The organism is Streptomyces sp. ISL-10 (genome assembly GCF_018614575.1).
GTDB lineage: Bacteria > Actinomycetota > Actinomycetes > Streptomycetales > Streptomycetaceae > Streptomyces.
In genome coordinates this window covers 70,963-84,025 of sequence record NZ_JAGGOJ010000020.1, presented here as the reverse complement: position 1 = coordinate 84,025, position 13,063 = coordinate 70,963, and the positions used below count along the sequence as shown (strand labels likewise).

The 13,063-nt window shown below is 72.8% G+C and carries 10 protein-coding genes; 9 read left to right on the top strand and 1 reads right to left on the bottom strand.

All coding sequences use genetic code 11. The features are described 5' to 3' along the window. Window positions 1-119: 119 nt before the first annotated feature. The 9 genes from hrcA (at window position 120) to J7E88_RS23890 (ending at window position 11,686) form a co-directional block, all read left to right on the top strand. The gene (hrcA, locus tag J7E88_RS23930) at window positions 120-1,136 is read left to right on the top strand and encodes a heat-inducible transcriptional repressor HrcA (RefSeq protein ID WP_215184719.1); all 1,017 of its coding nucleotides are present in this window, start codon (window positions 120-122) and stop codon (window positions 1,134-1,136) included. Then, window positions 1,137-2,273 (top strand): molecular chaperone DnaJ, encoded by a 1,137-nt coding sequence (gene dnaJ / locus J7E88_RS23925; protein ID WP_215184421.1) that lies wholly within the window; start codon window positions 1,137-1,139, stop codon window positions 2,271-2,273. 237 nt (window positions 2,274-2,510) lie between these two features. Then, window positions 2,511-3,584 (top strand): nitronate monooxygenase, encoded by a 1,074-nt coding sequence (locus J7E88_RS23920; RefSeq protein ID WP_215184419.1) that lies wholly within the window; start codon window positions 2,511-2,513, stop codon window positions 3,582-3,584. Further along, window positions 3,581-4,324, top strand: coding sequence for a 16S rRNA (uracil(1498)-N(3))-methyltransferase (locus J7E88_RS23915; RefSeq protein ID WP_215184417.1), 744 nt, complete (start codon window positions 3,581-3,583; stop codon window positions 4,322-4,324). Before J7E88_RS23920 ends, J7E88_RS23915 begins: the two co-directional genes overlap by 4 nt. A 301-nt stretch (window positions 4,325-4,625) precedes the next feature. After that, a complete protein-coding gene (locus J7E88_RS23910) occupies window positions 4,626-5,168 on the top strand; it encodes a hypothetical protein (protein ID WP_251023099.1) in 543 nt (180 codons plus the stop codon). A gap of 45 nt (window positions 5,169-5,213) precedes the next feature. Continuing rightward, window positions 5,214-8,534, top strand: a complete 3,321-nt coding sequence (locus tag J7E88_RS23905) for a S41 family peptidase (protein WP_215184415.1) — start codon at window positions 5,214-5,216, stop codon at window positions 8,532-8,534. A gap of 820 nt (window positions 8,535-9,354) precedes the next feature. Then, the gene (locus tag J7E88_RS23900; protein ID WP_215184413.1) at window positions 9,355-9,714 is read left to right on the top strand and encodes a histidine triad nucleotide-binding protein; all 360 of its coding nucleotides are present in this window, start codon (window positions 9,355-9,357) and stop codon (window positions 9,712-9,714) included. A gap of 15 nt (window positions 9,715-9,729) precedes the next feature. Beyond that, entirely contained in the window at window positions 9,730-10,638 is a 909-nt protein-coding gene (locus J7E88_RS23895; RefSeq protein ID WP_215184411.1) for a ribonuclease Z, read from the top strand. 25 nt (window positions 10,639-10,663) lie between these two features. Continuing rightward, entirely contained in the window at window positions 10,664-11,686 is a 1,023-nt protein-coding gene (locus J7E88_RS23890) for an adenosine deaminase (protein ID WP_215184409.1), read from the top strand. On the opposite strand, the gene J7E88_RS23885 is transcribed toward J7E88_RS23890, so the two are convergent. Beyond that, window positions 11,683-12,975 carry a YncE family protein gene (locus J7E88_RS23885; protein WP_215184407.1) on the bottom strand — a complete coding sequence of 431 codons (1,293 nt, stop codon included), beginning with the start codon at window positions 12,973-12,975 and terminating at the stop codon, window positions 11,683-11,685. The two genes, J7E88_RS23890 and J7E88_RS23885, sit on opposite strands and share 4 nt — an antisense overlap. Between the last annotated feature and the right edge of the window lie 88 nt (window positions 12,976-13,063).

Sequence of the window (13,063 nt, the reverse complement as noted above, 5' to 3'; positions counted from 1 at the left end):
TGGTCGGCCGCCCTTGCTAGGGGCGTACCCCGCCGCCGTACACTGGCCGGGGGAATGCTGGCACTCGGCCGTAACGAGTGCCAGGCCACACCGACGACCGGCAGCTGGAGGTGCGCGCGATGCTCAGCGAACGCAGACTCGAGGTCCTGCGCGCCATCGTCCAGGACTACGTCGGCACCGAGGAGCCGGTGGGCTCCAAGGCCCTGACCGAGCGGCACCAGCTCGGCGTCTCGCCGGCCACCGTCCGTAACGACATGGCCGTGCTGGAGGAGGAGGGCTTCATCGCCCAGCCCCACACCAGCGCCGGCCGCATCCCCACGGACAAGGGGTACCGGCTGTTCGTCGACAAGCTGGCCGGCGTCAAGCCGCTGTCGTCGCCCGAGCGCCGTGCGATCCAGAACTTCCTGGACGGAGCCGTCGACCTCGACGACGTCGTGGGCCGTACGGTCCGGCTGCTCGCGCAGCTGACCCGCCAGGTCGCCGTCGTCCAGTACCCCTCGCTGACCCGTTCGACGGTCCGGCACGTGGAGTTGCTCTCGCTCGCGCCCGCCCGGCTGATGCTCGTGCTGATCACGGACACCGGCCGCGTCGAGCAGCGGATGGTCGACTGCCCCGCGCCGTTCGGCGAGACCTCGCTGGCCGACCTGCGGGCCCGGCTCAACAGCCGCGTCGTCGGCCGCCGTTTCGCGGACGTGCCGCAGCTGGTGCAGGACCTGCCGGAGTCGTTCGAGAGCGAGGACCGCGGCACGGTCTCCACGGTGCTCGCGACCCTGCTGGAGACCCTGGTCGAGGAGACCGAGGAGCGGCTGGTGATCGGCGGCACCGCCAATCTGACCCGCTTCGGACACGACTTCCCCCTGACGATCAGGCCGGTGCTGGAGGCGCTGGAGGAGCACGTCGTGCTGCTCAAGCTCCTCGGCGAGGCCAAGGAATCGGGCGTGACCGTGAGAATCGGGCATGAGAATGCCCACGAGGGACTGAACTCCACGTCCGTCGTCTCGGTCGGCTACGGTTCGGGCGGCGAGGCAGTCGCCAAACTCGGCGTGGTCGGACCGACCCGCATGGACTACCCCGGAACGATGGGAGCGGTACGCGCAGTGGCACGTTACGTCGGACAGATCCTGGCGGAGTCGTAAGTGGCCACGGACTATTACGCCGTACTCGGCGTACGCCGCGACGCATCGCAGGACGAGATCAAGAAGGCCTTCCGCCGCCTCGCGCGCGAGCTCCACCCGGACGTGAATCCGGACCCGAAGACGCAGGAGCGCTTCAAGGAGATCAACGCCGCGTACGAGGTGCTGTCGGACCCGCAGAAGAAGCAGGTCTACGACCTCGGCGGAGACCCGCTGTCCCAGTCCGCCGGCGCCGGCGCGGGCGGCTTCGGCGCGGGCGGCTTCGGCAACTTCTCCGACATCATGGACGCCTTCTTCGGCACGGCGTCGCAGCGCGGACCCCGTTCGCGCACCCGGCGCGGCCAGGACGCGATGATCCGCCTGGAGATCGAGCTCAGCGAGGCGGCCTTCGGTACGACGAAGGACATCCAGGTCGACACGGCCGTGGTGTGCACGACGTGCTCCGGCGAGGGCGCGGCCCCCGGCACCTCGGCGCAGACCTGTGACATGTGCCGCGGCCGCGGTGAGGTCTCGCAGGTGACGCGGTCCTTCCTGGGCCAGGTCATGACGTCCCGTCCCTGCCCGCAGTGCCAGGGTTTCGGCACGGTCGTGCCGACCCCGTGCCCGGAGTGCGCGGGCGACGGCCGCATCCGGTCGCGGCGGACGCTGACCGTGAAGATCCCCGCCGGTGTCGACAACGGCACACGGATCCAGCTCGCGGGCGAGGGCGAGGTCGGCCCCGGCGGCGGCCCCGCCGGCGACCTTTACGTCGAGATCCACGAGATCGCCCACCCGGTCTTCCAGCGGCGCGGCGACGATCTGCACTGCACGGTCACGATCCCCATGACGGCGGCGGCGCTGGGCACGAAGTGTCCGCTGGAGACGCTCGACGGCATGGAGGAGGTCGACATCCGGCCCGGTACGCAGTCCGGCCAGTCGATCCCGCTGCACGGCCGCGGCATCACGCACCTGCGGGGCGGCGGCCGGGGCGACCTGATCGTCCACGTCGAGGTGACGACGCCGACCAAGATGGACCCCGAGCAGGAGCGTCTGCTGCGGGATCTGGCGAAGCTGCGGGGCGAGGAGCGGCCGACGGGTCAGTTCCAGCCGGGACAGCAGGGGCTCTTCTCACGCCTGAAGGACGCGTTCAACGGGCGGTAGCCCGGTGGGGGCGAGCGGCCTGCGGGGGGCCTCCGCGCGTCCCCCCGCGCCTCCATCCCCACCTACGGCCTGACGGCCGTGGGTGGGGGTCCCCCGGCGAAGCCAGGGGCGTATCCCGTCCCTCAGGAGTTGCAGGGCCTCGGGCGCAGCCTGGGGAAGCGCCCGCCGCAGGCACCGTGCACCGCCCCCCGGGAACGGGGATTCGGCCCCGTCGCGGGGACATGGCACGATGCCTGCATGTCCTCCGCGCTGACCGATCTATGCCGTCATCCGATCGTGCAGGCCCCGATGGCGGGCGGCGCGTCGTGTCCCCAGCTCGCGGCCGCCGTGTCCGAGGCCGGCGGGCTCGGCTTCCTCGCCGCCGGGTACAAGACGGTGGACGGCATGTTCCAGGAGATCAAACAGATCCGCTCCCTCACGGCGCGGCCCTTCGGCGTCAATCTCTTCATGCCGCAGCCCGCCACCGCCGACCCGGCGGCCGTCGACGTCTACCGGCAGCAGCTCGCCGGTGAGGCCACCTGGTACGAGACCCCCCTCGGCGACCCCGACGCGGGACGGGACGACGCTTACGAGGCGAAGCTCGCGATCCTGCGCGACGATCCCGTCCCGGTCGTGTCCTTCACGTTCGGCTGCCCTTCCCGCGACGAGCTCGCTTCGCTGGGCGCCGTGGGCACGATCACCGTGGTCACCGTCACCACGCCGGAGGAGGCGCAGGCCGCCGAGCGGGCCGGAGCCGACGCCGTGTGCGTGCAGGGCATCGAGGCAGGCGGCCATCAGGGCACCCACCGCGACGACCCCGCCGCGGACGGCTCCGGCATCGGGCTGCTCTCACTGATCCCGCTCGTCCGCGAGGCCGTGCGGATTCCCGTCGTCGCGGCCGGCGGCCTGATGCGTGGCGCCCAGATCGCCGCCGTGCTGGCGGCGGGAGCGAGTGCCGCGCAGCTCGGAACGGCGTTCCTGGTGTGTCCCGAGTCCGGCGCGAACGCCCTGCACAAGCAGGCCATGACCAACCCCCTGTTCGTCCGCACCGACCTGACCCGCGCCTTCTCCGGGCGGCCGGCACGCGGGCTGGTGAACCGTTTCATGCACGAGCACGGCCCGTACGCCCCCGCCGCCTACCCCGAGATCCACCACCTGACGAGCGGACTGCGCAAGGCGGCCGCGAAGGCCGGGGACCCGCAGGGGATGGCGTTGTGGGCCGGGCAGGGCCACCGGCTGGCGCGCGAGCTGCCCGCCGGGCAGCTGGTGGAGGTCCTCGCCGCGGAACTGGACGCCGCGCGTGCCGCGCTGGCGCTCGGGGGTGCGCGGTGACCGCCCCCGTGTTCGTCGTCGACTCGCTCTCGGGCGCCGCGCCGGGCGCCGTTGTCACCCTGGACGGTCCCGAGGGGCGGCATGCGGTCTCCGTGAAGCGGTTGCAGCCGGGCGAGGACATCGTCCTGACGGACGGTCAGGGACAGGGCGCGGCCGGCACCGTGCTGGCCACCGAGGGCAAGGACCGGCTGACGATCGAGGTACACGCGTGCCCGGCCGAACCGGAGCCGACGCCTCGGATCACCGTCGTCCAGGCCCTGCCCAAGGGCGACCGGGGCGAACTCGCCGTGGAGACCATGACGGAGACCGGCGTCGACGCCGTCGTACCGTGGGCGGCCGCCCGCTGCATCACCCAGTGGAAGGGTGAGCGGGGGGCCAAGTCGCTGGCCAAATGGCGTTCCACGGCCCGGGAGGCGGGCAAGCAGTCGCGCAGGCTGCGGTTCCCGGAGGTCGCGGAGGCGGCAACGACCAAGCAGGTCACGGCACTTCTGGCCGACGCGGACTTCGCCGCCGTGCTGCACGAGGAGGGCGCCGAGCCGCTGGCCACAGCCGAACTCCCCTCGCAGGGCTCGATCGTGCTGGTCGTCGGGCCCGAGGGAGGCGTGTCCCCGCAGGAGTTGGAGGCGTTCGCCGCGGCGGGTGCGAAGCCGTACCGCCTGGGCCGCAGCGTGCTGCGCACGTCCACCGCCGGAACGGCTGCGACGGCGCTGCTCCTGGGCCGCACGGGCCGCTGGTCCTGACGCGGGCCGCCGGGGCCTGACGCCCTGACGGGAGCATGACGCGGGCCGCCGGGGCCTGAGGGGAGCCTGCGGGACCTGACGCCCTGGCGCCGGCCGACGGGGGCCTGAGGGAGCTTGGCTCGCGGGGGCCGCCCCTGACAGGGGCCGGACACCGGCCGACCGGGCCTGAAGGGAGCCTGCGGGACCTGACGCGGACCCGGGCTGGGGCTGGGAGGCATCACGCTGCTCCTGGGGCCTACGGTCGCACACTGGCCACAACCTGCCTTTTGCCACAGCCCTCGCCGGTGGCACTCTGCCCGCCATGAGGGTGCTGAGAATCGTGGGCCCCATCGGTGCCTGCGGGATCGCCGTCGCGAGCCTCGCCGGATGCGAACCGGCGGCCGGGGGGCTCGACTCCGCCGCCGTGGCCGTCACCACCGACCGGACCGCGACCGCCACACTGGAACGGCTGACCTTCGACGTGGCATGGCTGAGCTGCACCGCGAAGGTCGATCCGGACCCTGGGACGTCGAGAGCGGCCACAGGGGCGTCGAAGGCGGCCCCGGGGGAATCGAAGGCGGCCGGCGGCGCGGCCGTCGACTGCCGGGGAGAGACCGGATCCGGCCAGGACATCACCGTCAAGGGCCGGGTGACGGACGAGCGCGCCGGCAGGTGCGTACGGGGGGACCTGACCGCCCGGATCGACAGGAAGGTCGTCTTCCAGGCGACCATGCTCGGAGACTGCTCGGCGGTGCCGACCACCACCCCGCCCCGGCCCTCCGACGGGTCCCGGCCCCATCCCACGGTCACCGAAACCGTCACCGTCACCGAGACCGTCACCGTGACCGCCGTTCCGGCCAAGTGATCCAAAGCCTCCCGCGCAGGCCCCCCACCTGCCTAGGGTGACGGTGTGACGCAGCCTGCCTACCTCCGGTTTCCCCATCTGCACGGCGAGTCGATCGCCTTCACCGCCGAGGACGACGTCTGGGTGGCGCCCCTCGACGGCGGCCGCGCATGGCGCGTCAGCGCCGACGACGTCCCCGTGAGCCGTCCGAGAATCTCGCCCGACGGCACGCACATCGCCTGGACCTCCTACCGCGACGGCGCGCCCGAGGTGCATGTCGCGCCCCTCGACGGCGGGCCGTCGGACCGGCTCACCTACTGGGGCAGTGACAAGACGTCCGTACGCGGCTGGACCCCCGACGGCCATGTCCTGGCGCTCACCACCCACGGGCAGGCGTCGCTGCGCCGCACCTGGGCGCGGGCCGTGCCGCTCGACGGCGGCCCCGCCACGACCCTGCCGTACGGGCCCGTCGGCGATGTCGCCTTCGGCCCGCGCACGCTGCTGCTGTCGGCGACGATGGGACGCGAGGCCGCCGCCTGGAAGCGCTACCGGGGCGGTACCGCGGGCAAGTTGTGGATCGAGACGGCCGCTGACGGGAAGCCCGCCGACGGGAAGCCGGGTGACGAGGCGGCCGGTGGCGGGAAGCCGGGTGACGAGGCGGCCGGTGGCGGGAAGCCGGGTGACGAGGCGGCCGGTGGCGGGAAGGCCGGTGGCCGGGAGTTCATTCGCCTCCACGAGGACATCGACGGCAACATCGAGTGCCCGCTCTGGGTCGGGGAGCGCATCGCCTTCCTCTCCGACCACGAGGGCGTCGGCGCCCTCTACTCGTCGCTGCCCGACGGCTCCGACCTCCGCCGCCACACCGGCATCGACGGGTTCTACGCCCGCCATGCCGCCACCGACGGCACCCGCGTCGCCTATGCCGCGGCCGGCGAGCTGTGGGTCCTCGACGACCTGGACGGCGCCGAACCGCGCCGGCTCGACATCAGGCTCGGCGGCCAGCGCACCGATCTGCGTCCCCGGCCCGTCGACGCCGACCACCACCTGGGCGACGCCGCCCCGGACCACACAGGCCGCGGCAGCGCGGTCGAGGTCCGCGGCGGCATCCACTGGGTCACCCACCGCGGAGGGCCGGCGCGTGCGCTGGCCGTGGAGCCCGGCGTACGGGCCAGGCTGCCGCGCACGTTCCGGGTCGACGGAGAGGAGCACGTCGTCTGGGTGACCGACGCCGAGGGGGACGACGCGCTCGAATTCGCGCCGGCGACCGGGGCAGCGGCGGGTGCCCCGCCGCGCCGGCTCGCCGCCGGCCGGCTCGGCCGCGTCCTGAGCCTCGCCGTCGCCCCCGACGGCAGTCGCGCGGCCGTCGCCTCGCACGACGGCCGGGTGCTCCTCGTCGAACGCGAATCGGGCGAGGTGCGCGAGGTCGACCGCAGTGAGCACGGCGACGCCCAGGGGCTCGTCTTCTCGCCCGACTCCGGCTGGCTCGCCTGGTCGCACCCCGGCCCGAGCCCGCTGCGCCAGATCAAACTCGCCAACACCGGTGATCTGACGGTCTCCGAGGCGACGCCACTGCGGTTCGCGGACTTCCAGCCCGCGTTCACGCTCGACGGCAGGCACCTCGCCTTTCTGTCCGAGCGTGCCTTCGACCCCGTCTACGACACGCATGTCTTCGACCTCGCCTTCATCGGCGGCTGCCGGCCGCATCTGATCACGCTGGCCGCGACGACGCCGTCGCCGTTCGGTCCGCAGCGGCACGGGCGGGCCTTCGACTCCGACAAGGACGGTCCGTCCGACTCCGCCACGGACGAGGGCGCCGCGCCCGTCACCCGCATCGACCTCGACGGACTCGCGGACCGCATCGTGCCGTTCCCCGTCGAGGCCGCCCGCTACTCGACGCTGCGCGCCGCGAAGGACGGGCTGCTGTGGCTGCGGCATCCGCTGCGCGGAGTCCTCGGCACGGCCCGTGCCACGCCCGACGACCCGGGCCCGAAGACCGTGCTGGAGCGGTACGACCTGGCCCAGCAGCACGTCGAGGAACTGTCCGGCGACGCCGCCTACTTCCGCGTCAGCGGCGACGGCAGGCGGGTCCTGCTGCACACCGACGACAAGCTCAAGGTCGTCCCCAGCGACCGGCGGGCCTCCCGTGACGAGGACTCCGACACCAACATCACCGTCGACCTCAGCCGCGTGCGCCGGACGATCGATCCAGCCGCCGAGTGGCGGCAGATGTACGACGAGGCCGGCCGGCTGATGCGCGACCACTTCTGGCGCCCGGACCTCGGCGGCGTCGACTGGGACGCGGTGCTGGAGCGCTACCGGCCGGTGCTGGCCCGGGTCGCCACGCACGACGACCTCGTCGACCTGCTGTGGGAGGTGCAGGGCGAACTCGGCACCTCGCACGCGTACGTCATGCCGCGCGGCGGGTACGGCAGCGGCGCGACGCGGCAGGGTCTGCTCGGCGCGGACATCTCCCGCGCCGGGGACGGGTCGTGGCGGATCGACCGCATCCTGCCGTCCGAGACCTCCGACCCGGACGCCCACTCGCCGCTCGCGGCGCCCGGGGTCGCACTGCGCGCGGGCGACGCGATCGTCGCCGTGGACGGGCGGCCCGTCGACCCCGTACGGGGCCCCGGGCCGCTGCTCGTCGGCTCGGCCGGCAAGCCCGTCGAACTCACCGTGTCCCCGGCGGGCGGCGGCGATCCGCGGCACGCCGTCGTGGTGCCCCTGGCCGACGAGGAGCCGCTGCGCTACCACGCGTGGGTAGCGGACCGCAGGGCGTACGTCCATGAGAGGTCCGGCGGACGCGTCGGCTACCTCCATGTGCCCGACATGCAGGCGCCGGGCTGGGCCCAGATCCACCGGGACCTGCGGGTCGAGGTGGCACGTGAGGGTCTGGTCGTCGACGTACGCGAGAACCGTGGCGGCCACACGTCGCAACTCGTCGTCGAGAAGCTGGCCCGCCGCATCGTGGGCTGGGACCTGCCGCGCGGGATGCAGCCGTCCAGCTACCCCCTGGACGCTCCGCGGGGGCCGGTGGTGGCGGTGGCGAACGAGTTCTCCGGCTCGGACGGCGACATCGTCAACGCGGCGATCAAGGCGCTCGGCATCGGCCCGGTGGTGGGCACGCGGACCTGGGGCGGCGTGGTGGGCATCGACAGCCGCTACTCCCTGGTCGACGGCACGCTGGTCACGCAGCCCAAGTACGCATTCTGGCTGGAGGGTTACGGCTGGGACGTGGAGAACCGGGGCGTGGATCCGGACGTGGAGGTGGTGACCACCCCGCAGGACCACGCGGCGGGGAGGGACCCGCAACTGGACGAGGCGATCAGGATGTCACTGGCGGCCCTGACGGAGAACCCGGCGAAGACCCCGCCGAGCCTGCCGTAGCTCCCGCCCCGGGTCCTCCCGGCCCCTGCCGGTAAGGCGCCCCGCACGGCCTCGCGCTGACCCGCCAGGGCGTGCCGGATCCTTGCCGGTCCCTGCCGGTCCCTGCCGGATCCCGGTGCCTGCCGGTTCCCTTCCGGGTCCCGGTCACCTGCCGGGTCCCTCCCGAGTCGTTCCGGTCCCTCGCGGGTCGGGTCCAACTGGTCTTTCGCGGGTCCATCGGTAATCACTCCGGGTGCCTCCCGGGCGTGAGCTCCGCGACAGGCTCACGAAGGCCATGCCGGCGATCGTCATCGCCTCGGCCGGTCGCGGTCGGACCGGGCCGTCCGGCCCTCCCGGGCCGTCCTCCCGGGCGGGGCCCCGCCGTCCCGCCGCGCCCCTGCGAGCGCTGCGCCGACGCCTCAATTGCCGGCGCGGCTGCATGGGCAGGCCGCGGGGCGCTGTGAGCCGCATCCCGCGGCTCACAGCGCCGCCTGGCCCGGGTCTCCCGGCGGGCCGGGTTCCCCGACGCGGCTGAAGTTCCGAGCAGCGGCTATCCAGTTCGTTCGGCGTCCCATGGCCGTTGGGCCCAGGAGGAGCCCCGAGGGGCAGTACGGGGCCGGCCCGGGCCCGGTTCCGAGGTCGGGGCATCGCCCACGGGCTCCTCTCACGGCCGTCGGACCCGGGAGGGGCCCTGAAGGGCAGTACTGCACCCCGGTTCCGGGGTCGGGGCACCGCCCATGCCGCCAGGTGCAGGGGAGGGCGGGGTGGGGGGAACAGCCCCTTCCAGGCCGATAGCATGCCGTCAGCAGTGACACACCACCCGCGAGGAGGCGCCCCGCGCATGGCCGGAGAACCGCAATCGGACTGCCTGTTCTGCAAGATCGCCGCAGGGGAGGTCCCCGCCACCATCGTGCGCGAGACCGAGACCACCGTCGCCTTCCGGGACATCAACCCCCAGGCGCCCACCCACGTCCTGGTCATCCCCAAGGCCCACTACCGCGACGCCGCCGCCCTCGCCGCCGCCGTGCCGGAGCTCGCCGCGGACGTGCTGCGCGAGGCAGGTCAGGTGGCCGCCGACGACAAGGCCGACGCGACCGGCTACCGCATCGTCTTCAACACCGGCTCCGGCGCGGGCCAGACCGTCTTCCACGCCCACGCGCACGTACTGGGCGGCCGCGGTCTCGAGTGGCCTCCCGGGTAGGGGTGGGACAGACCAGTGTCCGTACGTGAACTGGTGGTGCTCGGCACCGCCAGCCAGGTCCCGACCCGGCACCGCAACCACAACGGCTATCTGCTGCGCTGGGACGGCGAGGGCATTCTCTTCGACCCGGGCGAGGGCACCCAGCGGCAGATGCTGCGCGCCGGTGTCTCGGCGCACGACATCAACCGGATCTGCGTCACGCATTTCCACGGTGACCACTCGCTGGGCCTGGCCGGGGTGATCCAGCGGATCAACCTCGACCAGGTCCCGCATCCGGTCGTCGCGCACTATCCCGCGAGCGGTCAGCGCTTCTTCGACCGTCTGCGGTACGCGACGGCCTACCGCGAGACCGTGCGGCTCGTTCAGACGCCCGTCGCCGCCGACGGCATGTTCGCCCGGACCGGCACGTACACGCTCCACGCGCACCGGCTCTCCCACGCCGTCGAGTCCTACGGCTACCGGCTCGTCGAGCCCGACGGCCGCAGGATGCTGCCCGACCGGCTCGCCGCGCACGGCATCAAGGGCCCGGACGTCGGCCGGATCCAGCGCGAGGGCTCGCTCGGCGGCGTCACGCTCGACGACGTCAGCGAGGTCCGGAGCGGACAGCGGTTCGCCTTCGTCATGGACACCCGGCTCTGCGACGGGGTGCACGCCCTCGCCGAGGGCTGCGACATGCTGGTCATCGAGTCCACGTTCCTCGACGAGGACGAGCGACTGGCCACCGAGCACGGTCATCTGACCGCAGGTCAGGCCGGCCGGGTCGCGCACGAGGCAGGCGTACGGCACCTCGTCCTCACGCACTTCTCGCAGCGTTACGCGGACGCCGCCGACACCTTCGAACGCCAGGCCAGGGCCGCCGGGTTCGACGGCGAGGTGACCGTCGCCCGGGATCTGTGGCGCATCCCCGTGCCCAAGCGGTCCTGAAGGACGTACGGCCTAGAATCGGGACATGTCCCTCCCCAAGGCCGAACTTCACCTTCATGTCGAAGGAACCCTGGAGCCCGAGCTCGCCTTCGCCCTCGCCGCGCGCAACGGGGTCCACCTGTCCTTCGCGGATGCCGGAGAGCTGCGCAGGGCATACGACTTCAAGGACCTCCAGTCGTTCCTCGACCTGTACTACGGGTTGATGGCCGTGCTGCGCACCGAGGACGACTTCGCCGAGCTGGCGAACGCCTATCTGGCGCGCGCCGCCGCGCAGGGCGTGCGGCACGCGGAGATCTTCTTCGACCCGCAGGCGCACACTGCCCGCGGTGTCCCGATCGGCACGGTGATCGAGGGCCTGGGGCGGGCGCTGGACGGCGCCCGGGAGCGGCACGGGGTGTCCACGCGCCTGATCATGTGCTTCCTGCGCGACGAGCCGGCCGATGCCGCGCTCGCGACGCTGCGGGAGGCGGAGCCGTATCTGGACCGGATCACGGGGATCGGTCTGGACTCGGCGGAGGTCGGGCACCCGCCGTCGAAGTTCCGCGAGGTCTACGAGGCCGCGGCCGCCCTCGGGCTGCGCCGGGTCGCGCACGCGGGGGAGGAGGGCCCGGCCGCGTACATCCGTGAGGCGCTGGACGTGCTCGGCGTCGAGCGGATCGACCACGGGCTGAGGTCGATGGAGGACCCCGACCTGGTGGCGCGGCTGGTGCGCGAGCGCGTCCCGCTCACGCTGTGCCCGCTGTCCAACGTCCGGCTGCGGGCCGTGGACACCCTCGCGGACCACCCCCTGCCGAGGATGATGGCGGCCGGTCTGATGTGCACGGTCAACTCCGACGACCCCGCCTACTTCGGCGGGTACGCGGGCGACAACTTCCGTGCCGTGCGCGAGGCGTTGCCGCTCGGCGACGAGGACCTGCGCGAGCTGGCCCGCAACTCCTTCCTGGCGTCGTTCCTCGACGACGAGGAGGAACTGCGGGCCCGGTATCTGGCCGAGGTCGCGGCGTACGACTTCGGGCGCCCCGCACAGGACTCCGGGCACCGGGGCTAGCGGGTCGCCGGGCCCGTCCAGTCCGCCGGGACACGGGCGACGCGCACCCGCTGCGGATGGTCGCCGACGGACACGGTCGCGACCTTCCTGCCGGTCGCGAAGTCGATCGCGGTGACGGCGTCGGCGCCGCTCTCCGAGATGACGCAGGACCGCCCGTCGCCGCTCACCGTCGCCCAGTACGGCTTCGACGCCGGCACCGGCGGGCTCTCCCGCAGCGTGGCGCGGTCGACGATCGTCGCGTAGTCGTCCATCGTGCCCGCGACGCAGAGCTTGTCGCCCCGGGGGCTCATCGACATGCCGTGGTGGCGCGAGTCGTTGACCCATGTGGTGCGGTCCTCGCTGGTCGCCGGGTTCTTCGGCAGTTCCTTCACCCGGGTGATCCGGTCGGCGGCGACGTCGTACTCGAGGAAGCCGTGGAAGAACGACACCTGGAAGTAGAGCTTCGACTCGTCGGGCGTGAACGCCACTGGACGGATCGCGTCGGAGAGGTCCCTGCGGCCGAAGGCGTCCAGGCGCTGACGCATGTCGATCACCTTCACCTGCTGGAACGTCCGCGCGTCGACGACGGTGATCCTGCGGTCGCCCTTCGTCCAGTCCAGCCAGGGCGCGTCGAGCGCGGTGGTGACCTCGCCGATCGACATGTTCCACAGGTATCGGCCGCCGTCGGTGAAGACGTTCTCATGCGGCTTGTCACCGGTCGTGAACGAGCCGGCCTGCTCACCGGTCTCGATGTCGAGGACGTGCACGGTGCCGGACGTCGAGGCGGAGACGGCGACGCGGCTGCCGTCGGGGGAGACGGCCATGTGGTCGGCGCGGAAACCGGACACCGGGAAGCGCCAGTTGAGCTTCCCGGTGGCGAGGTCGATGGAGACGACGTCGGCGAAGCTCGGCCGTGAGACGACCATGGCTCTGCCGTCCGGCGTGGCGTACATGTCGTCGACGAACTGGTCGTGTCCTTCGCCCGGGCCCTGCCTGATGCCGAGGAAGAAGGCGAGCTTGACGGGGTTGAGGTGGATCTCCCTCAGCCGCTCCTCCTTGTCGGGGACGACGTCGACGCGGCCGATCCTGGTGAAGTCGCCCTCGGCCTCGATGACGTCGGCGGTGCCGTCCCAGTTGTTGCCGACGAACATCACCTCGCGGAGCGCGGCGCTGCCCGCTGTGTCCGCTGTGTCCGCTGCGCCAGGGGTGCTCTGTGCGTTTTCGGCGTGGGCCGGGAGCGCACCGCCGGCCGCGAGGGCGAGGACGGCGGCGATCGCGCCCGCGGCCCGCCTGGTGCTGGACAGAGACATCGTCGTTCCTTCCGGGCAGGCGGCCGGTCCGACACCGGGCGCAGTCTGAATACACGTGCGTTCAGATTGGGCTACTGGAAAGTAACGA